Here is a 24,587-nt window from a genome sequence, read left to right as displayed (position 1 = left end):
ATTCTCACTTGGTCCTTGGGCAGGCTGAAGCCAGCACCAGAGACGTCAAGGAGGACACGATGGCAACAATCGCCTGGATTGGGTTGGGAAACATGGGGTCGCGAATGAGCGCGCACCTCATTTCGGCGGGACACACTGTGGTCGGGGTAGACCCGAGCCCGGCCGCGCTTGAGCAGGCTGTGGCGGCGGGCGTGACGCCGGCGGCCACAGTCGCCGAGGCCGTCGCCTCCGCCGATGCGGTGATCACGATGCTGCCGAAGGGCGAACACGTCAGGCACGTGTATGCGGGCGCCGAGGGCGTCTGGGAGAACGCGCAGGAGGGCGCTGTGCTGTTTGATTCCTCGACAGTTGACATTGAGACGTCGACATGGTGCCACGCGGGCTCGCGGGAGCGCGGATTCGCGTTCGTCGACGCGCCCGTCTCGGGCGGCACTGCGGGCGCTGCAGACGGCACGCTCGCGTTCATGCTCGGCGGTGACCCGGGCCACGTCGCGCGCGTGAGCGATCTCATCGAGCCGATGGCGGGCAACATCTTCGCGACGGGCGGGCCGACGACCGGCATTGCGGCGAAGATCGCGAACAACATGATGCTTTTCATCGCTCAGCAGGCGTGCGCAGAGGGCTCACAGCTTGCCCTCCAGCTCGGCCTCGACCCACAGGTCTTCTGGGACGTCGTCTCGGCCTCCTCAGGCAGGTCGTGGGCGCAGCAGACGTGGTACCCGGTGCCTGGCATCGTCGAACGCGCGGCAGCAAACCAGAATTTCGACGCGACGTTCAGCGCCGAGCTCGCGAGGAAGGATATCGGGCTCGCGGTGCAGGCCGGCGCAGACTTGGGTGTCGCGCTTCCCGGCGCGCAGGTTGCCATGGCTCAATTTGACCGCCTCATCGCCGAGGGCCTCGGGCATAAAGACTCGAGTCTCGTGGTGAAGTACTCCTCGCCCGACGGCGCGGTAGCTGGCTACACCCCAGACGAGAGGTAGCGGGTGCTACCCCCAGCTCGGGATCCACAGGTGCCAACGCCAGAACCCCTCAGGGATCGGCATCCCTGACCAGACAGGGAAGAACAGTGCCGCGAAGATGATGGCTGTCGCGACGAAGAGCGCGACAGCCATTCGGCGGCCCGAGGTTTCCTCGTGCGAGCCGCGACGCTTGCAGATCACGCCAACGACGAGGGCGAGTGCGAGCGCTGAGAAGGGTGTGAGCACGACCGCGTAGAACTGGAAGACCGCCGACCGGGAGAACGTCAGCACCCAGGGCAGCCAGCCCGACAGGTAGCAGACGACGACGAAGGCGGCAGCGTAAGCGCCGCGGGCCGCGATGGGCCGATAGCGAACGAGGGTCGTTGGAGTGCGGAGTGCGCGGAGCACCCACCAGGTGAGCACGACAAGCGCGGCGACGCCGCCCCACGTGATGAGTGCATTCGGGATCGGCGTGATCGACTGCACGAGACCGCTGTCGAGGGCTTCAAAGTACATCGCCGTTGGGCGAAGACCGAGAGGCCAGGTGAGTGGGTGTGCCTGGTAGGGGTGTGGAGCCGACAGAGTGGAGTGCCAGGCGAACATATCGACGTGGTACTGCCACAGGCCAGTCAGCCACCCCGAGTCCCGGCCCCAGCCGCCCGACGTAAAGATCCAACCGAACCAGTTCGCGACGTAGACGGCAACGGCGATAGGGATCGCGAGCAGGCCAGTGGCGAGCGCCTGGAGGAGCGCGGTTCCGGTTGCCCTGGCGTAGTTCGCGTGCTGCTGTGCGCTGAGGTCAGCCGTCAAGCCGAGTCGGCGACGCGCCTCGCATGCGACCGAGAACCGCACGGTTGCGTCGCGTGCCGCGGTGAGGAGCAGAAGCGCGGCAAGCGGATAGAGTCCGGACCACTTCACCGCGGCCGCACAGCCGAACGCGGCGGCGGCTGCGATGAGCCACGGTCGAGCCCAGAGCACCGGCAGTCCGCCGCGGGTGAGCCTACTCCGGTCACTCACCCACTCGTGATCGCGCCACATGAAGAGGGCCCCAAGCACGACGAAAAACGTCAAGATCCCATCGAGGAGGCCTACCCGGCTGAGCACAACGTGCACGCCGTCAATCGCGAGGAACAGGCCCGCGAAGAGCGCGACGCCGACGCTTCTGCTGATCCGCCACCCGAGGCGCATCGTGAGGCCAACAGTCGCGACCCCCGTCAGCGCGACCGCTGATCTCCAGCCCCACCCTGATGCATCGCCGAAGAGCGCAACGCCAAGCGCGATGATCCACTTGCCGAGCGGCGGGTGCACCGCGAACGATGGCTCGTCAGTGAAACGAACAGCCATCGCCGGGTCATCGTCGGGCCAAGTGGTCGGATAACCGTGTGCGAGCTGCGTGATCGCGTCGCGTACGTAGTACAGCTCGTCGAAGACGAGCGTGCCAGGCCGTCCCAGCGCCCAGAACCGCAGTACCGCGGCGACGGCGAGCACAGCGAAGACGCCAACGGCGGCGAATACGCGTGGACGCCTGCGCAAACTGACGGGCATACGCTCAGCCTACGGCTAGCATGGGAGAGTGATCACACGGCTCAGCTCATACTTTCTCAAGACTCTGCGCGAAGACCCCTCTGACGAGGAAGCGCGGAGCCACAAACTGCTGCTGCGTGCGGGCTACATCCGCCGCCAATCACCGGGCGTGTTCGCGTGGCTGCCACTCGGCCTCCGGGTGAAGGCGAAGATCGAACAGATCGTTCGCGAGGAGATGGCTGCGGCCGGCGCTCACGAGGTTCACTTCCCGGCAATGCTGCCGCGCGAACCCTACGAGCTCACTGGCCGTTGGGAAGAGTACGGCGACAACATGTTCCGTCTGAAAGACAGGCACGGTGCCGACCACCTGCTCGCCCCCACACACGAGGAGGCCTTCACACTGCTCGTGAAGGACATCGTCACCTCCTACAAGGACCTGCCCCTGCAGTTGTTCCAGATCCAGGACAAGTACCGTGACGAGGCGCGTCCCCGCGCGGGGCTGCTGCGCGGCCGTGAGTTCACAATGAAGGACGCGTACTCCTTCGACGTCTCCGACGAGGGGCTGAACGCCGCTTACCAGAAGCAGCGCGACGCATACGAGCGCATCTTCACGCGGCTCGGCCTCGAGTACGTCATCGTCTCGGCCGACGCTGGGGCGATGGGTGGCTCGCGCTCTGAGGAGTTCCTGCTGCCGATCGCAATCGGTGAAGACACGTTCGTGCGTTCGGCAGGGGGATACGCTGCAAACGTCGAGGCCTACGAGACTCCCGTTCCCGAGGCACTGCCAATCGAGGGCCAGCCTGCCGCTGTCGTTTTTGATTCGCCGAATACCCCGACAATTGAGACGCTCGTCGCACACGTGAACGCGACGATGCCCCGCGAGGACGGCCGCGAATGGACCGCCGCGGACACCCTGAAGAACGTTGTGCTCGCAGTGACCGACCTCGAAGGCGAGCGCTCGCTCGTCGTCATCGGCATCCCGGGGGACCGAGATGCGGACATGAAGCGTGTCGAGGTCGCGTTCCCGAACTGCGAGGTCGAGCCCGCAACGGCTGCTGACTTCGCGAAGCACCCGGGCCTCGTGAAGGGCTACATCGGCCCCGGCTTCGCTGATGCACCCGTGCTCGGCCTCGAGGGATCGACTGGGGTGAAGTACCTGCTCGACCCCCGCGTCGTTGCCGGCACCTCGTGGGTGACGGGCGCGAACGAGGACGAGAAGCACGTCGCGCATCTCGTCGCCGGGCGTGACTTCACCGCTGACGGCGTCGCAGAGATCGCTACGGTGCGCGAGGGTGACCCCGCACCCGACGGCTCAGGTCCGATTGAGACCGCGCGCGGCATGGAAATTGGACACGTGTTCCAGCTCGGGCGCAAGTACGCTGAGGCGCTTGGCCTGAAGGTACTCGACGAGAATGGCAAGCTTGTCACTGTCACTATGGGCTCCTACGGCATTGGCGTCACGCGCATCATGGCTGCGCTCGCTGAACTGAACAACGACGAGCGCGGGCTCGTGTGGCCGCGGGCCATTGCACCGTTTGACGTGCACGTCGTCGCGACTGGCAAGGACCCAGAGGTGCTTGCAATCGCCGAGGATCTCGTTGCGACGCTCGCCGACGCTCGAGTCGATGTGCTGTTCGACGATCGACCCAAGGTGTCGCCTGGCGTGAAGTTCGGCGACGCCGAGCTGCTCGGCGTGCCGCGCGTGGTTGTGGTTGGTCGAGACGCGGCCGAGGGCTTCGCCGAGGTCTGGGATCGCGCCGCTGGGACGAAGGACAAGGTCGCGCTCGCGGAGGTTCCTGGCCTGTTCGCCTAGGGCCGGCCACTGGGCCAACACTTCTGGTCCAACGCTGCCGAACCAACGCCACTGACCAGTCGGCCGTCCCACTAGAAATCTGCAGTTCGTATGCCTTCCGCCCGCGGAGGTCGCATACGGACTGCAGATCTCTGTGTGTATTGATTGAGTGAGCGGGACGAGCCTGCAGCTCACCCCGCCCAACACATGACAAGGCCCCGGCGTGCAGAGCACGTCGGGGCCTTATCAGCGCGGGAGCGCGAAACCTGGGTTACGAGGCGAGAACCTCGTCGAGGATCAGGCCAGCCTTCTCTTCGTCAGTCTTCTCGGCGAGTGCGAGCTCGGAGACAAGGATCTGACGAGCCTTCGCGAGCATGCGCTTCTCGCCAGCGGACAGCGAACGAACTTCCTGGTCGCGGCGCCACAGATCACGAACGACCTCAGATACCTTGATGACGTCGCCCGAAGCGAGCTTCTCAGTGTTCGCCTTGAACCGGCGTGACCAGTTCGTTGGCTCCTCGGTGAAGGGGGTGCGCAGCACCTCGAAGACCTCCTTGAGGCCCTCCTGATCGATCACATCACGAACGCCGACGAGATCGCAGTTCTCTGCGGGGACCTCGATTGTCAGGTCGCCCTGGTCGACCTGAAGCTTCAGGAAGAGTTTCTCCTCGCCACCGAGTTTGCGCTTCTTCACCTCGATGATCTTGGCTGCGCCGTGGTGGGGGTAGACGACGGTCTCTCCGACCTCAAATTGCATCGAGTTGCTCCTTGGTGTAAATCCAACCACTAGAATACCACAGCTCTCCCTCCGGAAGCTGGTGTATCTTGCGACTCGTCGCGGAGCAGGTCGCAAGCACTCCCCGCGAGGGATAGTATTGAAGCAGGTCTGCGTGCTTCGGGCGCGCACGTTTCAGTTCATACACGGCTCGGAGGCCCTCTTGAAGAATCGGATCGCCGCTTCACTCGCACTTGCAGCAGCGCTCACGCTCGGCATGAGCGGGTGCAGCCTGATCGCGCACAACGCTACCGGCGTCGAGTACGCCCCGAGCGATGGCGTGCAGGTCACCTCAGACGGAGTTGCGCTGCGCAACATCATGCTCGTCGCTGACGAGACCGGCGAGAACTTCAACCTCGTCTTCACTGCGGTCAACGAGACCGGCGCTCCGGCCAACGTGTCGCTCAACATGACGAGCGACACCGCTGACGCGACTATCGACTTCGTTGCCCCCGAGGGAACAACCTCGTTCGGTAACCCCGACAGCGACGACGAGTTGCTCGTCACCCCGCTCGACGGGCTGCAGGCTGGCCAGACCGTGAAGACGTACTTCACGATCAACGGAACGGGCGACCTCGTCGAGTACGTGCCGCTGCTCGATGGCACGCTCAAGGAGTACCAGGCTTACGTGCTGCCCGAGGGCGCTGGCGCCGTTCCCACGATCTCCGTTGCCGACCTCGCGAAGATGACCGAGGACGAGCTTGCTGCCGCGGCGAAGGAAGCCGGCGAGACCGTCGAGGAGTTCACCACCCGCGTCGCCGCTGAGGCGGCCGAGGCGCTCACGAGCAAGGCCGGCTAACACGGCTGTAGCGCGAAGACTGCGCGAACGACAGGCGCCCCGCGAGTGAATCTCGCGGGGCGCCTTTCTTTGTGGCTGCTGTGTGTCGGCTACCCGAAGCGGTAGCCGACGCCTCGGACAGTCGAGATGAGCTTTGGCTGCGCCGGCTCCTCCTCGATGCGTGACCTGACCCGCTTCACGTGGACATCGAGAGTTTTCGTGTCGCCGTAGTAGTCACTGCCCCAGACGCGGTCAATGAGCTGACCGCGGGTGAGCACGCGTCCGCTGTGGCGCATGAGGAGCTCGAGGAGCTCAAACTCCCGCAGCGGCATTGCGATCTCACTGCCCCGAACCGTCACCGTGTGGCGGTCAGTGTCCAGGCGGATGCCGTGCGATTCGAGCGCACCCCCGTCTTCCTCTTCCGCAGCTTCTTCAGCTGGCACGGCCCTGCGCAGCGCAGCTCGCACGCGGGCGAGCAGTTCGCGGGTTGAGTATGGCTTCGTGACGTAGTCGTCGGCGCCGAGCTCGAGGCCGACAACGATATCGATTTCGCTGTCCTTCGCGGTGAGCATGATGATCGGCACCTGAGACCGGAGCCGGATCTCGCGACAGACCTCGGTGCCGGGCAGCCCCGGCAGCATGAGATCGAGAAGCACGAGGTCGGCGCCGTCCGTGGTGAACGCACGCACAGCGTCGTTGCCGTCTGCAACGACCGTCACGCTGTACCCCTCGCGTTCGAGCAAGAACGCGAGCGGCTTCGAGATTGACTCTTCGTCTTCGACGAGGAGGATGCTTGGGGACACTAGACGCGTCCTTTCGTGTCTGTGAGCTGCTTGAGGGCTTTGCGCGTGCGCTTCACACGCTTTGCGCGTTTCTTCTTCGGGATGTCGTTGAGTGGGAATGAGAGCGTGAACCGGGCCCCCTCGCCCGGCGTGGAGCGCACAGTCACGTCGCCGCCATGCGCGCGCAGCGAGTGCCTGGCAATGCTCAGGCCAAGCCCAGTACCGCCGTCCTCGCGACTGCGCGCGCCGTCGACGCGGTAGAACCGTTCGAAGATCCGCTCAAGGTGTTCCTCGGCGATTCCGGGGCCCGAGTCGGTGATGGTGACAGTGAAGTGACGCTTCTTGTGGGCGATCCTGATCCTGACCGTCGCGCCGGGAGGTGAATGCCTGATCGCGTTGCTCAGAATGTTCGCGATCGAGCTCTCGATCGCGCTTGCGCGCCCCTGAATTACGGAGGTTCGCTTCGGGTTTGAGCTGTCAGTGAAGAACAGGTCGACGCCGCGGCGCTCCGCGAAGCTCTCGTGCGCGTCGATCTCCTCATCGACTACGGCGCGCAAGTCGACAGGCTCGAGGAGCTCGGGACGCAGCGTCGACTGCGCCTCTGACAACTGAATGATGTCGCGAGAGAGATCGGCGAGACGCTTCGATTCCTTCACGAGGCTCGCCGCGAACTCGCGCACCAGATCCGGATCGTCGGCAGCCTCCTTCACCGCCTCAGCGAGGAGTCCGACAGCGGCGATCGGGGTCTTCAGCTCGTGCGAAACGTTCGCAATGAAGTCGCGTCGCATGGCTGTGAGCCGCTGCTCCTCCGCGAGATCCTCTGCGATGACGGCGATGAAGTCGCCCTCGATACGAACGACGTGCGTGCGCACTGGGGCACCCGGGTCCGCAGGCTTGGGGTCGCGATGCGACGGGATCCCGCTCTCGAAGACGCTCGTCGCGCGCTTGCGGAACTCAAGCGTGCGCAACAGGCCGAGCTCGGTGGGACTTTCGCTCCGGCGCGCGACGTCGTTCGCATAGACAGCTGTGAGTGAACGGTCGAGAATGACAGCGAAGACGTCGAGTCCGTCGAGGATTGCGGTTGCAGTCTCGGGAAGGCCATGGCTCTGGGGGAGCTCAGCAAGCTGGAGCATGTCTTCATCGTAAACGGGAGCGAACCATCCGCGCACTGGGTAGTGAAGAGTTCGCTCACTGTTTACCTTGTAGTGACGGACAGTTCACCGGAGACAGGGAAAGTAAGAACGCAAGAGGTTGGCCACGAAAGGACATCATGCGCGCAGTATTTCAGCAGTCGCTGAGTGAGTTGCAGGAGCGACTCGCTCTGATGGCAGAGCTCGTTGAGACATCGATCGGCGAGGCGACGACTGCCTTCGGCGACTCAGATGCGGAGCTCGCCGAGAACGTTATCGATCGTTCGGAAGAGGTGAACGCGCTTGCGCTCGCCCTTGACGAGCTCGCGTTCGACATTCTCCTGCGGCAGCAGCCCGTCGCCTCCGACCTGCGCCTCGTCGTCGCGTCGCTGCGCATGAGCTCCGAGCTCGAGCGCATGTCTGACCTCGCAGAGCACATCGCGGAGCTCGCGCGCTACCGCTACCCGGACAGTGCGATCCCGAAGGGACTGCGCAAGGTCTTTACACGCATGGGCGCCCTTGATGTCGAGATGGCCGAGGCAGTCGTGAGGCTGCTCCGCGAGCAGAATCCCGCGATCATTCTTGAGATCCGTGACCTTGAAGATGATCTCGACAAGCTGCACGCGAAGGTCTTCACGAAGATGCTGAGCGACAAGGTGAACGCCGACGCGCTCGGGCTCGTCGACGCCACACTCGCGAGCCGCTACCACGAGCGCTTCGGCGATCACGCCGTCGGTGTCGCGAAGCAGATGCAGTTCTTCTTCTCGGGCGAGATCGCAGCAGACTTCGACTAGCCCTCCCGGGCGAAACATTCGGTGGGCTGCGAACCAGCAAACGGTAGGCTTGTGGCGTGACACAACGCATCTACGACACGCACAAGCAGGCAATTGTTGACTTCGTTCCGCAACAGGCGGGCAAAGTTGGCATCTACGTCTGCGGTCCCACCGTGCAGTCAGCGCCGCATATTGGCCACCTGCGTAGTGTGCTCGTGTATGACCAGATGTACAGGTGGTTCCGTGCGACGGGTCACGATGTGACGCTGATCCGCAACGTCACCGACATTGACGACAAGATCCTCGACAATGCGCGGGCTGCACGCGAAGCCGGGGGCACCGAGGAATGGTGGGCGCTCGCCTACCGCGTCGAGCGAGAGTTCACCGCCGCCTACGATGCGCTCGGCGTGCTCGCCCCAACCTACGAGCCGCGCGCTACAGCGAACATCCGTGAGATGGTCGCGCTGATTAGCGAACTCATTGAGCGCGGACACGCCTATCAGGCGAACGACGGCTCGGCGAGCGTGTACTTCGACACCGCAAGCTGGGAGGATTACGGCTCGCTTACGAGGCAGCGGCGCGACCAGATGGAAGACGCCGCCGACTCCGAGCCCGTCGGAAAGCGGGATCCGCGTGACTTCGCGCTCTGGAAGGCCCACCGCGACACCGAGCCCGAGACCGCGTCGTGGTCGTCGCCGTGGGGCGACGGCCGACCCGGGTGGCACATCGAATGCTCCGCGATGGCGGCACGCTACCTCGGCGACTCCTTCGACATTCACGGCGGCGGCCTCGACCTGCGCTTCCCGCACCACGAAAACGAGCTTGCGCAGTCGCGCGCAGCGGGGCAGGGCTTTGCGAACCACTGGGTGCACAACGGCCTCGTGAACACGGGCGGCCAGAAGATGTCAAAATCGCTCGGCAACTCGCTGTTCGCGGCTGACCTGCTCGCGGAGGCCCGCCCGGTTGTGCTTCGCTACTTCCTTGGCGCTGCGCACTACCGCTCCACACTCGAATACTCTGACGGCTCCCTCGCCGAGGCGGCTGCCGCCTTCGACCGCATCGAGGGGTTCCTTGAGCGCGCCGAGGAGTACATTGTCGGAGCCGCCGAGGATCGGGCAGCCGGTGAGGCCGCCGCGCAGCTGTACCTGGCGCCGCTCGCTGGGAAGGCAACGACCGAGTCACTTCCCGCCGAGTTCACTGCCGCGATGTTTGACGACTTCGCCATTCCGCAGGCGCTCGCGGTGCTGCACGACGCGGTTCGTGCCGGAAATTCTGCGATCGACGCGGGCGACGGCGATACCCTGCTGCACCGCGCGATCGAGGTAGTTGCGATGCTCGATGTGCTTGGACTCGATCCACGCGATAGTCTGTGGGGCGCGGCTTCTGGGAACGCCGCTGCCGATACAGCGCTCGACGCGCTCGTAGTCGGCCTTATCGAACAGCGTGCCGAAGCGCGTGCGAACAAAGACTTCGCCACCAGCGACGCGATCAGGGATCGTCTTGCCGGAGCCGGAATCATCCTTGAAGACAGTCCGACCGGAACCCGCTGGAGTCACGCATGACCAATAAGAAGGGGCGCACAGGCGCCGTACGCAAGAAGGGGCTCGGTAAGGGCGTCGGATCAGGTGGCCAGGGCCGCCAGGCGCTCGAGGGCCGAGGCCCCACGCCGAAGGCGACCGACCGCGAGTACCACCCCGCAGCGAAGGCGAAAGCCGCTCGCGAGCGCTATGAGGCCGCGAAGGCACGCCACCAGCGCGGTGGATCCGGCGCCGGGGGAAGCGGTGGCCAAGGGCAGAACAAGCGCAAGAGTGACGAGTCAGAACTCGTCACCGGCCGCAACGCAGTGCTCGAGGCGCTGCGCACAAAGATCCCCGCAACCACGCTCTACATAGCCGCGCGCGTTGACATGGACGACAGGATGCGCGAGATCATGCGCATCGCGACAAACCGCGGCGTCGCCGTGCTTGAAGTGATGCGCCAAGAGCTCGACCGGATGACCGACCGCGACACCGTTCACCAGGGCGTTGTGCTGAAGGTTCCTCCGATGGAGTACGCGCACCCGATGGACCTCCTCGAGGAGGTGCTCGACCGCGACGAGACTCCGCTCTTCGTGGCGCTCGATGGCGTGACCGATCCCCGCAACCTCGGCGCGATCATTCGGTCAGTGGGCGCGTTCGGCGGACAGGGAGTCATCGTTCCTCAGCGTCGCACTGCGAGCTTGAACTCGGCCTCGTGGAAAACCTCCGCAGGCGCCGCAGCGCGTATCCCGGTAGCTCGCGCATCGAACCTGACGCAGACGCTGAAAGAGCTGAAGAAGCAGGGCCTCTTCGTCGTCGGGCTGGACGGCGACGGCGACGTGAGCCTTCCCAATCTCGACCTCGCGGGACGCCCGCTCGTGATCGTTGTCGGAAGTGAGGGCAAGGGTTTGTCCCGCCTCGTCACTGAGACGTGCGATGCGATCGTGTCGATCCCGATCTCCGCGGTCACTGAGTCGCTGAACGCTGGCATCGCCGCGTCTGTGGCGCTCTACGAGGTTTCGAAGCTCCGCGCAGCAGAGGCGGCGACCGAGTAGTTTCACGCGGCTCAAGTAGCGAGACGAGAAAGCCCCCGCCAAATGGCGGGGGCTTTCTCGTGTTGCCCGTGTGCGTGGGCAGCGGCGAGGCGCCAGTTACAGGCGCTCGAGGATGTAATCGATCGCGCCCGTGAGGGTGCGCACATCGTCGGGTTCGATCGCCGTGAATGTCGCAATGCGAAGCTGATTGCGACCAAGCTTGCGATAGGGCTCGGTGTCGACGATGCCGTTCTCACGGAGCGCCGTCGAGATTGCCGATGCGTCGATCGAATCGTCAAAGTCGATCGTCGCGACGACCTGCGACCGGTGCGCCGGGTCCGTCACGAACGGCGTCGCAACCTCGGACCGCTCGGCCCACTCGTAGAGCACGCCTGAGGACTCGGCGGTACGCGCTGAGGCCCAGCTCAGGCCGCCGTTCTCGTTGATCCATCGCACCTGCTCGTCCATGAGCGCGAGCGTCGCAAGCGCAGGAGTGTTGAGCGTCTGGTTCAGGCGAGAGTTTGACAGGGCGCCTGCCAGGTTGAGTGACTCGGGGATGTAGCGGTCGCCGTTTGTCTGCTGCTCGATTCGCTCGATGGCGGCGGGTGAAACGAGCGCGAACCATAGTCCACCGTCAGACGCGAAGTTCTTCTGCGGCGAGAAATAGTAGACGTCGGTTTCGGCGGCGTCGAAATCGATTCCGCCGGCGGCGCTCGTCGCGTCGACGACTGTGAGCGCGCCGGGATCGACATCGGGGCCAGCCGCGCGGCGGACCTCGGCCATGACGCCCGTCGAGGTTTCGTTGTGCGGGTACGCGTAGACATCGACGCCAGCCTGCGGCGCGAGCTCGGAGCGTGAGCCAGCGTCGGCCTTGCGAATGATCGGCTCCTCGAGGAACGGCGCGGCTGCAGCGGCCGCGCCGAACTTTGCGCCGAACTCGCCGAAGGTGAGGTGCTGGCTGCGGCGGGAGATGAGAGAATGCACTGCCGAGTCCCAGAACGTTGTAGCGCCACCGTTGGCGAGAAGGATCTCGTAGCCCTCGGGCGCACGGAAGAGCGACGACAGGCCCTCACGGACCGAGCCGACGAGGTTCTTCACGGGAGCCTGGCGATGCGAGGTGCCGAGCACCGTTGGCTGCAGACTTGCGAGGAACGACAGCTGTTCGTCCCGAATCTTCGACGGGCCGCAACCGAAACGTCCGTCTGCGGGAATGAGTGAGGATGGGAGTTCAATCGCGGGCATGCCCTAATTGTATGGACTAATGCGCGTTTGCTCGGCATCTACGGGCTCGCGATTTGGTTCAGCTGGCCGAATACTGCGGCCCTGTGGCTGAACTCTTGCGTGAGCCCGCCACGAACATGTCGTAAGCTGGGGCTACGCAGACGGCTGGTGGGGTATATACATTGACGGATCTGATTGACACTACCGAGATGTACCTTCGAACGATTCTCGAACTCGAAGAAGAAGGTATCGTCCCGCTGCGCGCGCGGATTTCCGAGCGACTCGGCCATTCCGGCCCGACAGTTTCGCAGACGGTTGCACGCATGGAGCGCCTCGGGCTCGTCGTCGTTACCGACGATCGGCAGCTCGCATTCACGGAGGAAGGGCACGCCCGCGCGATCCGCGTCATGCGTAAGCACCGCCTCGCCGAGCGGCTGCTCGCCGACGTGATCGGGCTTGAGTGGGAATTCGTTCACGAAGAGGCGTGCCGCTGGGAGCACGTGATGAGTGAGCAGGTTGAACGGAAGCTCCTCAGCATCCTCGACCGCCCCACTGTGTCACCTTACGGAAACCGCATTCCGGGCCTCGAGGAGCTTGGCGCGCGTCCCGCACCGCCAGCGAGCGCGAGCGAGCTTGGCATGCTTGATTGGCTCGCCGAGCCGCACAACCCTTCCGAGGCGACGATCCGGCGCCTCGCTGAGCCCGCGCAGTACGAGCCTGAGCTGCTGTCTCAGCTCGCTGCTGCTGGCGTCCTTCCCGGAAACAAGGCTTCTTTCACCCGCACCGGCGACCTCGTGCGAGTTCAGGTGGAAGGAAACAGTGATGCCATCGACATTCCCGTGGAGGTGGCGGCACACATTTTCGTCTCATAGATGAGGCGGCGTCTACGTACATGGAGTTTCGTGGACGTTCGATATCGCCTGTTTTGGCGAGCCCATGAACAATGGAGCTGATACCCCGAGGAGACAGCATTGTCACTTCCAACGTCGGAGGCGCACCTTAGCGCTGTTCTAGAAGCTGTTGAAGGTCGGAACCCCGGAGAGCCAGAGTTTCTCCAGGCCGTTCGCGAAGTGCTCGAAACACTGGCTCCGGTGCTCAATGAGCACCCTGAATATATTGAGACAGGCATCCTTGAACGCCTTGTCGAGCCCGAGCGGCAGCTCGCCTTCCGGGTGCCGTGGGTTGACGACGCAGGCAAAGTGCAGGTGAACCGCGGGTACCGCGTGCAGTTTAACGCCGCGCTCGGGCCCTACAAGGGCGGCCTGCGCTTCCACCCGAGCGTGAACCTCTCGGTCGTGAAATTTCTCGGTTTTGAGCAGGTCTTCAAGAACGCCCTGACGTCGCAGCGCATTGGCGGCGGCAAAGGCGGGTCAGATTTTGACCCGGCAGGCAAGAGCGACGCTGAGGTGATGCGCTTCTGCCAGGCGTACATGACTGAGCTCGTGCACTACATCGGCGAGCACACCGACGTTCCCGCGGGCGACATCGGCGTGGGCGCTCGCGAGATCGGCTACCTCTTTGGCCAGTACAGGCGCCTGACACACCGTTACGAATCGGGCGTGCTCACGGGTAAGGGTAAAGGCTGGGGAGGCGCCGAGGTCCGTACAGAGGCCACGGGCTACGGTGCCGTGTTCTTCGCAGAAGAAATGCTCGCGCGCTCGGGCGACGGCGTGACAGGCCGCCGTGCCATCGTGTCAGGATCGGGAAACGTCGCGATCTACGTCATCGAAAAGATCCAGCAGCTCGGCGGCCGCGCTGTCACAGCGTCTGACTCCAGCGGCTACATCGTTGACGAGGCTGGCATCGACGTCGAGCTGCTCAAGCAAATCAAGGAGACCGAGCGCGCACGAATCTCCGAGTACGCTGAACGCCGGCCCGGCTCGCACTACGTCGAGGGTGGAAGCGTCTGGGACGTGCGCGGCGAACTTGCGTTCCCGTGCGCGACGCAGAATGAGCTCGGAGAGAGCGCCGCGCGCGCCCTGCTGAAGAACGGCGTTCGTGCGGTCGCCGAGGGTGCAAATATGCCAACCACACCTGAGGCGATTGAGCTGCTGCAGGGCGCGGGAGTGCTCTTCGCTCCCGGCAAGGCCGCAAACGCTGGCGGCGTTGCAACGTCTGCGCTTGAGATGAGCCAGAACGCTGCACGCTCGCGCTGGGACTTCGACAAGAGCGAGAACCGGCTGCACGAGATCATGCGCGACGTTCACGAGCTCTGCTACTCGGCCTCAGAGCGCTACGGAAAGCCCGGTGATTACGTGCTCGGTGCCAACTCCGCAGGGTTCGTGACAGTGGCTCAGGCGATGCTCGAACAGGGCGTCATTTAAGCCCGAATTCCGGTCCGTAATCTAAGCGTGACAATTTCGTGATGTTCGGTTAGGCTTGGTCAAGTCTTGGCTTCAACGGTCACATGCTGACCGCCAATAAGCACCAACGTAAGGTAGATATTTCGTGAATTCACAGCCCAGCACTGAGGTCGTAGCTGCGACCGAACCCGCAGCTTCGTCCAAGGCGAAGGTCAAGAAGATCGCACGAGTGGGCGGCGCCGCCGTTTTCACTTTCGCTATGTTTGGCACGCTCGCGCTGCCCGCATACGCGTTCAACGACAAGGAAGAGCCGGTGGCAGCTGTCGCCGAATCGCAGACGATTAAGGTCACTGCAGGCCCCGCGCTCACTAAGATTGACGACATCCCGCTCGAGGTCGACACGACTGTTGCCGAGCAGGAGCAGCGTGAGAAGCTCGTCGCGGAGGCTGAGAAGCGTGCCGCTGAGCTTGAAGCCGCCAAGGAGACGAAGACCGGAACAGCTGCTGCTGCAGAGGCTCCGAAGGCCGCAGAGATTCCTGCCGGTTCGGGCGCGAGCGGCCTCGTCGCTGCAGCGCTCGCACAGGTTGGCGTCTCACAGGACTGCACTGATCTCGCGCAGAACGCACTCGCTGCAATCGGTCTGACCGAGCGCCGCGACCAGGGCGGCTACGACCATGGCGTGAACGACTTCTTCCGCTACGGCGCGTCGGTCGACTACGTACACGGTTCGACGGCGCTCGCACCGGGCGACCTGCTCATGTGGCCGGGCGCTCCTCACGTTGCCGTGTACATCGGTGGCGGCCAGGCAGTGCACGGCGGCTGGACCGGTGGCACCACCGTCGTCGCTGGCCTCAGCACCTACGCCGGCCTGCCGACTCAGGTTGTTCGTATGAGCTAATTGCTCATCACTCAAACGGGGCGTAGCTTTCGGGCTGCGCCCCGTTTCTGTTTGTCGGCTGGCGTGTTCAGTGCGCTAGAATCGATACTCGGTGCCGTAGCGCATCGCCGGCCTTGGTAGCTCAGTGGATAGAGCACTTCTCTCCTAAAGAAGGTGTCGGAGGTTCGATTCCTCTCCAGGGCACTCCTAGAGCCTGCATGCCCCCCGTGGGGCCTGCAGGCTCTGCTGTTCATCCGATTCCGGGGTTGTGCCGCTGCGGGGCGCGCTCGGCCGCTGCGAACATCCTCTGCGTCTGCGTCTGCGTCTGCGTCTGCGTCTGCGTCTGCGGCTGCCGGCGGTTCGGTGGCGCTAGAGGCCCGCTCCGCTGGGTGTGTGGGCGGCCCGCGCGCTCTGAGGGCAGTCCGCTCGCTTCGTGCGCCTCGCGTGCCCGGTACCACCCCGTCGCGCGCTCTGTGCCGCCATCCGCTGTACACGGTTCCTGCAAATGCACACGATTTCTAGGGCGGGGTTTCGTATGCACTTGCAGGGACCGTGTACCATCGCGGTGGCTGTGCCTGGTGGCTGTGCCTGGTGGCTGTGCCTGGTGGCTGTGCCTGGTGGCTGTGCCTGGTGGCTGTGCCTGGTGGCTGAGCCTGGTGGCTGAGCCTGGTGGCTGTGCCCGGTGGTCGTGCCCGGCACCGAGCCCGGTGGCCGTGCCCGGTGCCGGGCGTCCTCGGCTCACAGGCTGGTCCGGCAACCGCAGCTGCACTGATCTCGGCGCGTGGTCAACTCAGCCCGTTCCATGCCGAAGAGGCCAGCCCGCAGACGGTACTGCGGGCTGGCCTCGAAAGGTGAGAATGACGAACTAGGCGCCCTGGCGTACCGCGATTGCTTCGATCTCGACCCGGAACCCTCCGGCGAGTGCAATTCCGAACGTGCTCCGAGCCGGGCGGTGATTGCCGAACGCGGCGGCGTACTCTTCATTGAACACCGCGAAGTCGGCAATGTCAGTCAGCAGGCACATCGTGCGAACGACGTCGCCGAATCCGAGGCCGTCGGCTTCGAGAACAGCCCGAAGGTTTGCGAGAGCCTGACGAGTCTCTTCCCTGAAGTCTGTGGACGTGGTTCCAGTTTCTGGGTCGAGCCCGACTTGCCCTGCCGTGAATACGAGTCCGTCGGTCACTGCGGCCTGCGAGTAGTGTCCTCCAGGTGCAGGGGCGTTCGGGGTGCTGATGAATGAGAGCGACATTGCGTTTCCTTGTCTGTGGTGTGGGTGATCAGTGCCGTCGCCGCCTCTGGCGACGGCGTGCGCGCTAGGCGCAAAACTCTGCGATGACTCGCGCGTAGATGCGCGCAGCCTCGTGAATGCTCTGCACACTGACAAACTCATTCGGGCCGTGTGCGCAGGTGAGTGTGCCCGGGCCGAAGGATGGCAGCGTCGGGATACCCTGCTGTGAGAACCAGGGGGCGTCGGTCCCGCCGGGGAAGACCCCGAGCTGAGGCGCCTCGCCAAGCACGTCGCGCGCAGCACCTGACACGGCAGACACCAGCGGGTGATCTTCTTCGAGTTCGCTCCACGGGATCCAATCGAGACCAGGCTCGAACTCATAGTCCACCTGCAATTCTGGGTCTTTGGCACGGCACGCCTCGAGCCACGTCTCGATGCCCGCTGCAACCTGTTCGCGGGTCTGCCCCGGAACGGTGCGAAGGTCGCAGGCGAACTCGGCCTGGCCTGGAACGACGCCGAAGTAGGTGCCTCCCTGAATCATGACGCCAGTATTGAGAGTGGGCCCGATACCGCCGAGTGGGTGCGGGGTGAATGGAAGGTCAAGCTCCGACCCGATACGGAGCATGAGATCAGCGAGCTTCAGTGAGGCGTTCACCGACGGCATCCTGTCGGACAGGCTCGAATGCATCTGGGTACCCGTTACTCGGATCCGAAATCCGCACACCCCGCGGGAGACAAGGTGGATGCCCTGCCAGTCGTGTTCCCAGCCGCTGGGCTCGCCGATGAGCACAGCGTCAACGTTCTCGACCCTCGGCGCCACGAACTTAGACCCGAGCTGTGCGCCGGCCTCTTCGTCGGCGACAAAGCCAAACACGATGTCCCCGCGCAGCTTGACTCCGGTCTCGCGCACCGCTCGTGCGGCGAGGATCATGCAGGCAACAGCGGCTTTCATGTCTGTCGCGCCAAGGCCCACGAGGTTCCCATCAACGATTGTCGCGGTGTGCGGGTCCGTATGCCAGAGGTGGGCGGCCTCTCCGATCGGCTTGGTATCGGTGTGCCCGTTGAGCATGAGCGAGCGACCGCCGCCGCTCCCCGAGACACGAGCGATGAGGCTCGGCCGTTCTGGTGTCGGGCCGATGATTGAGACGTCGTCGGCGAGGCCTGCCCGGTCAAGCACCGAAACGAGAAACGCGACGATCTCTCGCTCGTCAGCATACGGTGGTATTTGCGAGTCGATGGCGATGAGGTCTGAGACGAGCGTGATGAGCTCATCCTCGCGCTCCGCCAGAAACGAATCAATTGCGGCAGTCTGGTCGCTTGTGAGGGCGTGTGCCGCACCTTCCAAGGGATGCTGGGTCATCGGGTGCTTCCTTCCAAAGGTGTGGGTAGTTCACGTGTTTCGTCTGACTGCACAGTCGCAGCTTGTACCGCACTGAGAAAACGTTCGACGTCGCCAGTGTCGTTCATGACGTGGAACGACGCGCGGACGCGCCCGTCTCCGCCCCAGACGTAGACGCCCTGCTCTGCGAGTGCGGCTGCAAGCTGTTCCCCATTTGGCCAGAGAAACGACACATTGCCTGCGTGTGCCGCTGGGTCGGCTGGGGTGATGACAGTGAAGCCCTGTTCGCGCAGCCCGGCGGCAGCTGCCGCAGCAAGGCTTACGGCGTGTGCTTCGACGCGATCAATTCCAAGTTCGAGGATCTCGTCGATCGCGGCGCCGAGGCCGGCGATTTCTGCGAGGGCGGGGGCTCCGACCTGAAACCTCGACGCCCCGGGATTCCAGTTGAGCGTCTCAAACCTGTCTTCGGTGAAGATGTTGCTGAGTGAGCGCCAGCCGACCGCGCCAGGCTTGAAATCTGGCAGGATGTCTCGATTCCAGAAGACGATTCCGACACCGTACGGGCCGAGCGTCCACTTGTATGATGCGCTGACAGTGAGCGCTGCACGGCTCAGATCAGTGGGCACGACGCCGAGCGAATGCGAGATATCAAGAAGTAGGGGCACTCGGGCATTCTCTGCCGCCATACCGAGCTCCTCGAGATCGTACCGCAGCCCAGTAATGTACCCCACGTGACTCACACAGAGCGCGACAGTGCGGTCGTCGCATGCAGCCACGAGATCCTCAACTGGGAGCGACCAATCTTCGCGCCGTGGCACTACTCTCACCTCGAGCCCGGCTTCCCTGAGCCTGAGCCAGGGAGCGAACACGGCAGGGTGTTCGTATTCATTCACGACAACGTTGTCGCCGGGCGACCACTGCCAGCCATTCGCGATCGCACTCCAGGCGCTCGAGGCATCGCCAAGCAGCCCGACCTCTTCTACGGGGCGGTCTGTGAGCCTGGCGATGCTCGCGCGGGTTGCAGCCTCCGCGGCGTACAGCACGTCTCGCCCGCCTTCGCCGAGGCTCTTTGCCCTGTATGAACAGACGATTGCCTCTTCGACGCGTCGTAGTGCGGGGGAGTGCGCCCCTGTGTAGAGGTATGCGTTTGCGTCCAGATTGACGAAGGCGTCCCTCTCGATGAGGGGCTGTTGTCCAGGAGCGTGCATGTGGATCCTGCTTTCGGTCGGGAATCTTACGAGCTGATTGAGGTTTGCGAGGTAGCTGGCAACCGCCACACTTCCGGGGCGAAAAGGAGGCTTCCACTCTCGTCGGTTGGGTCAAGCATGAGTGTCCGGATGTGCGCGCTCCAGGCCGCGTTGACAGGGTCGTGCTCGAGCCGCTCGAATGTTTCTGCGACCGGCCCTAGGCAAGTGCCGACTGCGACAACGAGTGTGCCGCGTCGGAACAACGTGTAGTCGGTGACTCCCGCGTCGCGCATGGCTTCGACGACTCCCTCCCAGAGCTCGGCATGCTCCGCGTCGTAGCGTTCTTCGCTTCCAGGGACCAGCTCGAAGACGTAGCAGAATCGATTCATGCGAGTGTCTCCTTCAGAATGGATCGGAGGGAGCCTCCGAGGACGAGCGCGGAATCGCTCTCGCTCAGTTCGTCTCGAATGATGTCGGGGAGGGCAAAGAGTTCTGAGTCGGAGACAGCGCTGAGGCCAGGGGCATAGTCTGAGCCCCAGAGCATGCGCGCGGGGCCGTAGGCTTCGATGAGAACCTGGGCTGCCTGAATCGCGGCGGTGTGCGGGAAGTCAGGATCTGTGGCGTAGAGACCAGACAGCTTGACCGACACGTGCGGGGCGTCCGCGAGTCGCACGATCGGGGTTATGCGGCGCTGGGTCTCGAGCACGGGCGCACCTGCGAGGTTGCCAGGAAGACCCAGATGGCTGAGCAGTATGAAAGCCCCGCTCGCGTCGCGCAGGTGTGTGTCGGCTCCCGCGACCGCTTCTGGCGCCGCATTCACGCTGAGGATGCACCGGGCGCGCGAGAGCGCGTCCCATGTCTTCGTTGGAATGAGACCAGCGAGTTCAGGATCGGAGCCCAGGTAGATGGAGTAGCCAACGGCGCCCTGTGCGCGGTCTGATTCAATTTGCTCGGGCGAAGGCGGGCGCATCGGATCAAGAAACAGAGTTGGGCGAATCCATGGATGGGTCGCGGCGAGCTCGAGCACATAGTCGTTGTTTCCTGCGAACCGAGTATCGCCTTCGTAACCGACAACGAGTGCCTCGTCGATCGCGTATCGTTCTCGCAGTTCGATGTAGGTTGTGAGTTCCGCCCCCGCAGCCTTGGTTCCAGAGAACCCGTGCTTGAACAGGTGGATATGCGCGTCTGCCCGTGGCGAGAGTTTCCCGGGCACTATCGCGGCCCACTATCTTGGCGGGCCGCAGCCGACGAGACGATCTGTTCGGCGAGACGGATGCCGGCCACGGCCTCTTCGAGCGTTACGACTGTCGGCGGCAACCCTCGTCGAACCGCGTCGGCAAAGTCACGCATCTCCTGTTCCATGGCTCCGTGAGCCGCTGCAGGGGTCAGCACGTCATCAACCGTTTCATCGGCCTCGGAATGAGAGCGGACCCGAGGATCGAGCCTCAGGGAGAGCGCGCCCTCATCGCCGATGATCTCGAGCGCATCCGCCAGTGAGGGGTCGCCCTGACGCCCGCCAAGAGACCACGACACCTGAAACGACCACAGTGAACCGGCGTCGGTTAGCACCTCAGCCCACACGGCAGTCGGTTGTGAGCGACCGGCAACCCGAACTTCTCGAGCGGTCACGCTGACCGGGCGTGACCCGTCGTACCAGAGCGCGAGATCGATGTCGTGGATCATTGTCATGAGAGCCGGGTGCGTATCGGGGAACCTCGTGTCGTGGTCGATGCCGCGGTGCCGTCGAAACGAGAGCGCCCGTGGCGCACCGATGTCGCCAATTTGCAGGCGATGCCTGAGCTCTTGGTAGGGAGCTGCGAAGCGGAGGAGATGGGCAGGGAACACGAATCCGGTGCTCGCGCGCTCGGCGGCGAGCAGACGCTCTGCCTCATCGAGGGTGAGCGCAACTGGCTTCTCAAGCAGCACGCTCACCCCGGCCTCGAGCGCTGCAATGCTCGGCGCGACGTGGTGCGCGTTTGCCGTGGCGACTGTGATCCCGTCCACTGGCTCGGAATCGAGCAGCTCCTGCACTGACTCATATGCGGCGTTGACGCCGAGCCTGTCCGCGAGCGCACGGGCGCGAACACCATCGTGGTTGACGATCGCGACGAGTTCGACGTCTGGGTTTCGCCCGAGCGTTTCCGCGTGGAGCGCCCCAAACGGGCCCGAGCCGACGACGGCGATGCGAATGCGGCCTTGCCGGGTTCCGTTGGCGATCAGGTTACCCCGCTGAGGGCGTGTGGTGGGCGTCATTGCGAGGTGTCCGTTCGTGATGTATGCGGAGGAACTGTCCGGCGCCGACTGGCGGCGCCGGACAGGCAAGCTAGCAGCTCGGCTTGTAGATAAAGCGCTGCGCCTCTTCGGTGTCAGCGTTGTCGCGGTCGATGATGAACGCGCTGACGTACTCCTGGTACTCAAGCGACGACGGATCCAGCTCGCCCTTCGCGATCTTCGCGAGCCTGTCGACCGAGTCGTAGCCGAGGCCGTAGGGATCCTGCGCTACCAACGCGTCGTACACTCCCGCCTTGAGGTCGGCGACCTGTGCGGGATCAGCGTCGTACGCCACAAGCTTGACCTCGCCAGTCTTGTTCGCGGCCTGGATCGCCGCCGAGGCGCCGGCCGACGCAGGCGCGAGCGTCGTGTAGATACCCTTCAGATCAGGATTGGCGATTGCAGCGGCGGCCTTCTGCGCGGCTTTGCTCTGGTCTGCATCGGAGTACTCGGTCGGCAGCACGGTGATGTCTGGGTATTCCGCTGCCATGCGCTCGGTGAAGCCGTCGACACGCTCGGCATTAGCGGCGACGCCAGGGAATGATGCGATGACGAGCACGGTTCCCTTTCCGCCCACTGCTTTTGCGAGTGCATCTGCTGCGAGAGCTCCAGCGCTGAGGTTATCGGTGCGGATGTTCTGCAATTCCACAGGCTCGTCGAGGCTGCCGTCGACTGTGAGCACGGGAATGTCGTCCGCGGAGATGTTCTCAACGGTCTCGATCAGGCCTACCGGATCGGTCGGGACGAGTACGAGACCTGCTGGTTTCGTTTGAACTGCCGCGTTAATCAGCGGGGTCTGGGTCTTCAGATCCCAGTTCGGGTCGCCCTGCCAATCGAGCTTGACGCCATTTTCATCTGCGGCGGCCTTTGCGCCGCACTGCATGACCTGGAAGTACGTCGCGGTCATTTGCGCGGCGACGAACGCGATTGTCGGTTCATCGCCCGCGGGGGCGTCATCGCCCTCTGAGGGAGTTGAGGAGCAGGAGCTCAGAATCAGAGCGAGTGCCGCAGCTCCAGCAACGGCGCCAGTTGTGCCGAATCGGCGTGTAAATCTAGACACGGTTCCTCCATTGGATCAGTGTGTGATGAGTGAGGGTGCAGGGTTTCTGCGGGTACTACTTTGGGGGTGCCAAACGAGCGGGGAGATGGCTTGCCAGCCCCGCGCCTCGGGACGTTTCTATTTCTGTTGTGCGCGGCGACGCTGATCGATCCCAACAGCGATGAGCAGGATCGCGCCGGTGACGACGAGTTGGTAGAACGAGCCGACCCGCAGAATGACGAGGCCGTTGATCAGTACTGCAGGGATGATCGCGGCGATCATGGAACCTGGTACGGAGGCGCGGCCACCGAACAGGCTCGTGCCGCCGATAACGACCGCGGCAATGGCGGCGAGGGCATCGCCCTGGTGGCCCTGAATGTTGGTGGTGAGAAATCTTGCGATATCGATGAAGCCGACAAGGCCACAGATTCCGCCCATAATGAGGAACAGTTTGATGCGCTGGCGGCGCACGTTCACTCCCGCCCGTTCAGCCGCGCGAAGCGACGAGCCCATCCCCAGCGTGTGAGTGCCGAAGCGCAGTTTGGTCATTGTGTACCATGCGAGCGCGCCGATGAGGAGCGCGAGCAATGCGGGGATGGGGATGATGCCGAAAAAGTCTGCGGACCCGAAACCCTTCTGCATCTCGCGGGGCAAGGAGCTCACGTTGACGCCATTCGTGACGATGTACGCCAGGCCACTTCCGACGCTCATCATGGCGAGAGTCACGATGAACGAGTTCACGCGAAGTACGTTCACGAGCAGCGCGTTGATGAAGCCGAAGAGTAGGCCTGTGCCGATCGCTGCCGCGACGCCCGCGAGAATCGCGAAGAGGGCGTTCGTGTATTCACCGGCCAGCACTGCCTCGGGGGAACCCCCAAGCCAGGTGATGACTTTCGCTGCGACTACCGAGGAGAGGATGACGTTCGCGCCGATCGAAAGGTCGAGCTCGCCCGCTCCCACGAGGAAGGTCATGCCGACGGCAAGGAGGATCAGCTGAGCGGAGTCGAGGGCGAGGTTTCGGAAGTTCGCGGGGCCGAGAAAGACGCCGTTGGGTGAGAGAACCCCGAAGAGCAGGATCAGCGCGACGACAACGACCGCGATGAGGAAGGCTGTCGAGGTGAAGAGGCGTCGTGCCGCGCTTGGTTCGCTGCTGTCGAACGTTGGGGGCGTGGTGACCGATTCAGTGCTCGGTGTGCGCACGGCAGTTGACTGGTTCACGCGGCTTCCTCCTTGGCTGACAGCATGGTTGTGAGAACGTCGACGAGTTCGAGGCCCGCGGTTGGCATCTGCGCGACGACGCGGCCGTGCCGCATAATGGCGATCCTGTCGGCGAACTCGAGCATCTTCGGGATGTCGTGCGACACGAGAATGACCGCGAGGTCGCGGTCTGCGGCTGCGCGCACCGCGTCATAGACCATTGCCGTTTGCTTCGGGCCGAGTGCGGCTGTCGGCTCGTCCATGAGGATTGCTGCTTTGGCCCACATGACTGCGCGGGCGACGGCGATGGCCTGACGCTGTCCACCGGAGAGTGCGCTCACGGGCGCAGTTAACGAGGGTACACGTGCTCCGAGGAGGCTCATTGCCTCTTTGGTGCGATCGCGCATCGCTGCCTCATCGACGTGGCCAATGAGGCGGCCGAGGCCTGGTTTCAGGAGTTCGCGGCCAAAGAAGAAGTTCTGAACGACGGTGAGGTCGGGTGCCTGTGCGAGATCTTGATACACGATCTCGATTCCTACCTCGCGTGCCCCACGGACCGACGTGACTGAGATCTCTTTTCCGTTGAGGATGATCTCGCCTTCGTCGGGAGCATGCACTCCGGCAATGACGTTCGAGAGCGTGGACTTGCCAGCTCCGTTGTCGCCGATGAGCGCGAGGACTTCTCCTGCATAGGCCTGTAGCGAGGCTCCCTGAAGCGCTCGGACGTGGCCGAAGCTTTTCGTGATCCCGCGGGTTTCGATGACGGGCGCCTGCGGCTGCCTCGTCGTTGGGGTGGGTTCCGCATCCATTTGTGTCTCCAATGACAACAGGAAGTTTAGTGAGAGTTCAATCGTTCGCTCT

At 63.9% G+C, this 24,587-nt stretch carries 23 protein-coding genes and 1 tRNA gene; 10 read left to right on the top strand and 14 right to left on the bottom strand.

Annotation, left to right across the window (positions count from 1 at the left end; all coding sequences use genetic code 11):
• The first annotated feature begins 8 nt into the window (after nt 1-8).
• Nucleotides 9-980 carry an NAD(P)-dependent oxidoreductase gene (locus ACF07D_RS04270; protein WP_391504014.1) on the top strand — a complete coding sequence of 324 codons (972 nt, stop codon included), beginning with the start codon at nt 9-11 and terminating at the stop codon, nt 978-980.
• Between the two features lie 6 nt (nt 981-986).
• On the opposite strand, the gene ACF07D_RS04265 is transcribed toward ACF07D_RS04270, so the two are convergent.
• Complete coding sequence (locus tag ACF07D_RS04265; protein ID WP_391504013.1) at nt 987-2,504, bottom strand: dolichyl-phosphate-mannose--protein mannosyltransferase; 1,518 nt, start codon at nt 2,502-2,504, stop codon at nt 987-989.
• 28 nt (nt 2,505-2,532) lie between these two features.
• On the opposite strand from ACF07D_RS04265, the gene ACF07D_RS04260 reads away from it, so the two are divergent.
• The gene (locus ACF07D_RS04260) at nt 2,533-4,296 is read left to right on the top strand and encodes a proline--tRNA ligase (protein ID WP_119284952.1); all 1,764 of its coding nucleotides are present in this window, start codon (nt 2,533-2,535) and stop codon (nt 4,294-4,296) included.
• A 250-nt stretch (nt 4,297-4,546) separates the two neighbouring features.
• On the opposite strand, the gene ACF07D_RS04255 is transcribed toward ACF07D_RS04260, so the two are convergent.
• Complete coding sequence (locus tag ACF07D_RS04255; RefSeq protein ID WP_042544077.1) at nt 4,547-5,032, bottom strand: CarD family transcriptional regulator; 486 nt, start codon at nt 5,030-5,032, stop codon at nt 4,547-4,549.
• 181 nt (nt 5,033-5,213) lie between these two features.
• On the opposite strand from ACF07D_RS04255, the gene ACF07D_RS04250 reads away from it, so the two are divergent.
• A complete protein-coding gene (locus ACF07D_RS04250) occupies nt 5,214-5,849 on the top strand; it encodes a DNA modification methylase (protein WP_119285077.1) in 636 nt (211 codons plus the stop codon).
• Between the two features lie 89 nt (nt 5,850-5,938).
• On the opposite strand, the gene ACF07D_RS04245 is transcribed toward ACF07D_RS04250, so the two are convergent.
• Entirely contained in the window at nt 5,939-6,631 is a 693-nt protein-coding gene (locus ACF07D_RS04245; RefSeq protein WP_119284951.1) for a response regulator transcription factor, read from the bottom strand.
• Nucleotides 6,631-7,743 carry a cell wall metabolism sensor histidine kinase WalK gene (locus tag ACF07D_RS04240; protein WP_119284950.1) on the bottom strand — a complete coding sequence of 371 codons (1,113 nt, stop codon included), beginning with the start codon at nt 7,741-7,743 and terminating at the stop codon, nt 6,631-6,633. Before ACF07D_RS04240 ends, ACF07D_RS04245 begins: the two co-directional genes overlap by 1 nt.
• A 137-nt stretch (nt 7,744-7,880) precedes the next feature.
• Here ACF07D_RS04240 and phoU point away from each other — a divergent pair, with 137 nt between their 5' ends.
• Genes phoU through rlmB form a run of 3 tightly spaced genes read left to right on the top strand, consistent with a single transcriptional unit; the run spans nt 7,881 to nt 11,085 of the window.
• On the top strand, nt 7,881-8,534 hold the full coding sequence (gene phoU, locus ACF07D_RS04235) for a phosphate signaling complex protein PhoU (protein WP_391504012.1): 654 nt from the start codon (nt 7,881-7,883) through the stop codon (nt 8,532-8,534).
• 56 nt (nt 8,535-8,590) lie between these two features.
• Nucleotides 8,591-10,075: a cysteine--tRNA ligase gene (gene cysS, locus ACF07D_RS04230; RefSeq protein WP_119284948.1), complete on the top strand. Its 1,485-nt coding sequence runs from the start codon at nt 8,591-8,593 to the stop codon at nt 10,073-10,075.
• Entirely contained in the window at nt 10,072-11,085 is a 1,014-nt protein-coding gene (gene rlmB, locus ACF07D_RS04225; protein WP_119284947.1) for a 23S rRNA (guanosine(2251)-2'-O)-methyltransferase RlmB, read from the top strand. Before cysS ends, rlmB begins: the two co-directional genes overlap by 4 nt.
• A gap of 96 nt (nt 11,086-11,181) precedes the next feature.
• Here the strand turns inward: rlmB and serC are convergent, their stop codons facing one another.
• Entirely contained in the window at nt 11,182-12,306 is a 1,125-nt protein-coding gene (gene serC / locus ACF07D_RS04220; RefSeq protein ID WP_119284946.1) for a phosphoserine transaminase, read from the bottom strand.
• A gap of 161 nt (nt 12,307-12,467) precedes the next feature.
• Between serC and ACF07D_RS04215 the strand changes: the two genes are divergently transcribed.
• The 4 genes from ACF07D_RS04215 (at nt 12,468) to ACF07D_RS04200 (ending at nt 15,669) form a co-directional block, all read left to right on the top strand.
• Nucleotides 12,468-13,157, top strand: coding sequence for a metal-dependent transcriptional regulator (locus ACF07D_RS04215; RefSeq protein WP_119284945.1), 690 nt, complete (start codon nt 12,468-12,470; stop codon nt 13,155-13,157).
• Nucleotides 13,158-13,256: 99 nt separating this feature from the next.
• Nucleotides 13,257-14,609, top strand: coding sequence for an NADP-specific glutamate dehydrogenase (gdhA, locus tag ACF07D_RS04210; RefSeq protein ID WP_391504011.1), 1,353 nt, complete (start codon nt 13,257-13,259; stop codon nt 14,607-14,609).
• A 124-nt stretch (nt 14,610-14,733) separates the two neighbouring features.
• Nucleotides 14,734-15,486: an NlpC/P60 family protein gene (locus ACF07D_RS04205; protein WP_255808358.1), complete on the top strand. Its 753-nt coding sequence runs from the start codon at nt 14,734-14,736 to the stop codon at nt 15,484-15,486.
• Between the two features lie 110 nt (nt 15,487-15,596).
• Nucleotides 15,597-15,669 (top strand) — tRNA-Arg (locus tag ACF07D_RS04200).
• A 661-nt stretch (nt 15,670-16,330) separates the two neighbouring features.
• Here ACF07D_RS04200 and ACF07D_RS04195 read toward each other — a convergent pair.
• The 9 genes from ACF07D_RS04195 to ACF07D_RS04155 form a co-directional block, all read right to left on the bottom strand.
• Nucleotides 16,331-16,714, bottom strand: coding sequence for a RidA family protein (locus tag ACF07D_RS04195; protein WP_391504010.1), 384 nt, complete (start codon nt 16,712-16,714; stop codon nt 16,331-16,333).
• A 64-nt stretch (nt 16,715-16,778) separates the two neighbouring features.
• On the bottom strand, nt 16,779-18,053 hold the full coding sequence (locus ACF07D_RS04190) for a M20 family metallopeptidase (RefSeq protein ID WP_391504009.1): 1,275 nt from the start codon (nt 18,051-18,053) through the stop codon (nt 16,779-16,781).
• A complete protein-coding gene (locus tag ACF07D_RS04185; RefSeq protein ID WP_391504008.1) occupies nt 18,050-19,240 on the bottom strand; it encodes an aminotransferase class V-fold PLP-dependent enzyme in 1,191 nt (396 codons plus the stop codon). The genes ACF07D_RS04190 and ACF07D_RS04185 overlap by 4 nt, the downstream gene beginning before the upstream one ends.
• Nucleotides 19,241-19,266: 26 nt before the next feature.
• Nucleotides 19,267-19,608, bottom strand: a complete 342-nt coding sequence (locus ACF07D_RS04180) for an L-rhamnose mutarotase (protein WP_391504007.1) — start codon at nt 19,606-19,608, stop codon at nt 19,267-19,269.
• Nucleotides 19,605-20,432 carry an amidohydrolase family protein gene (locus ACF07D_RS04175; RefSeq protein ID WP_391504006.1) on the bottom strand — a complete coding sequence of 276 codons (828 nt, stop codon included), beginning with the start codon at nt 20,430-20,432 and terminating at the stop codon, nt 19,605-19,607. The genes ACF07D_RS04180 and ACF07D_RS04175 overlap by 4 nt, the downstream gene beginning before the upstream one ends.
• Nucleotides 20,432-21,472 carry a Gfo/Idh/MocA family protein gene (locus tag ACF07D_RS04170; protein ID WP_391504005.1) on the bottom strand — a complete coding sequence of 347 codons (1,041 nt, stop codon included), beginning with the start codon at nt 21,470-21,472 and terminating at the stop codon, nt 20,432-20,434. The genes ACF07D_RS04175 and ACF07D_RS04170 overlap by 1 nt, the downstream gene beginning before the upstream one ends.
• A gap of 70 nt (nt 21,473-21,542) precedes the next feature.
• Nucleotides 21,543-22,550, bottom strand: coding sequence for an ABC transporter substrate-binding protein (locus ACF07D_RS04165; RefSeq protein ID WP_391504004.1), 1,008 nt, complete (start codon nt 22,548-22,550; stop codon nt 21,543-21,545).
• A 117-nt stretch (nt 22,551-22,667) separates the two neighbouring features.
• Entirely contained in the window at nt 22,668-23,747 is a 1,080-nt protein-coding gene (locus tag ACF07D_RS04160) for an ABC transporter permease (RefSeq protein ID WP_119284925.1), read from the bottom strand.
• Nucleotides 23,744-24,535: an ATP-binding cassette domain-containing protein gene (locus tag ACF07D_RS04155; RefSeq protein WP_391504003.1), complete on the bottom strand. Its 792-nt coding sequence runs from the start codon at nt 24,533-24,535 to the stop codon at nt 23,744-23,746. Before ACF07D_RS04155 ends, ACF07D_RS04160 begins: the two co-directional genes overlap by 4 nt.
• Between the last annotated feature and the right edge of the window lie 52 nt (nt 24,536-24,587).

The sequence above is a fragment of the Leucobacter sp. NPDC015123 genome, assembly GCF_043080205.1.
GTDB lineage: Bacteria > Actinomycetota > Actinomycetes > Actinomycetales > Microbacteriaceae > Leucobacter > Leucobacter aridicollis_A.
The sequence above is the reverse complement of the archived record's forward strand: the minus strand, read 5'-3'. Positions and strand labels throughout refer to the sequence as shown.

Bases quoted from the DNA above. Each gene is read 5' to 3' on its own strand.
- ACF07D_RS04255 (WP_042544077.1), bottom strand. From the start codon at position 5,032: ATGCAATTTGAGGTCGGAGAGACCGTCGTCTACCCCCACCACGGCGCA.
- rlmB (WP_119284947.1), top strand. From the start codon at position 10,072: ATGACCAATAAGAAGGGGCGCACAGGCGCCGTACGCAAGAAGGGGCTC.
- ACF07D_RS04195 (WP_391504010.1), bottom strand. From the start codon at position 16,714: ATGTCGCTCTCATTCATCAGCACCCCGAACGCCCCTGCACCTGGAGGA.
- ACF07D_RS04265 (WP_391504013.1), bottom strand. From the start codon at position 2,504: ATGCCCGTCAGTTTGCGCAGGCGTCCACGCGTATTCGCCGCCGTTGGC.
- ACF07D_RS04170 (WP_391504005.1), bottom strand. From the start codon at position 21,472: ATGACGCCCACCACACGCCCTCAGCGGGGTAACCTGATCGCCAACGGA.
- phoU (WP_391504012.1), top strand. From the start codon at position 7,881: ATGCGCGCAGTATTTCAGCAGTCGCTGAGTGAGTTGCAGGAGCGACTC.
- ACF07D_RS04155 (WP_391504003.1), bottom strand. From the start codon at position 24,535: ATGGATGCGGAACCCACCCCAACGACGAGGCAGCCGCAGGCGCCCGTC.
- ACF07D_RS04240 (WP_119284950.1), bottom strand. From the start codon at position 7,743: ATGCTCCAGCTTGCTGAGCTCCCCCAGAGCCATGGCCTTCCCGAGACT.
- ACF07D_RS04190 (WP_391504009.1), bottom strand. From the start codon at position 18,053: ATGACCCAGCATCCCTTGGAAGGTGCGGCACACGCCCTCACAAGCGAC.
- ACF07D_RS04180 (WP_391504007.1), bottom strand. From the start codon at position 19,608: ATGAATCGATTCTGCTACGTCTTCGAGCTGGTCCCTGGAAGCGAAGAA.
- serC (WP_119284946.1), bottom strand. From the start codon at position 12,306: ATGCCCGCGATTGAACTCCCATCCTCACTCATTCCCGCAGACGGACGT.
- ACF07D_RS04185 (WP_391504008.1), bottom strand. From the start codon at position 19,240: ATGCACGCTCCTGGACAACAGCCCCTCATCGAGAGGGACGCCTTCGTC.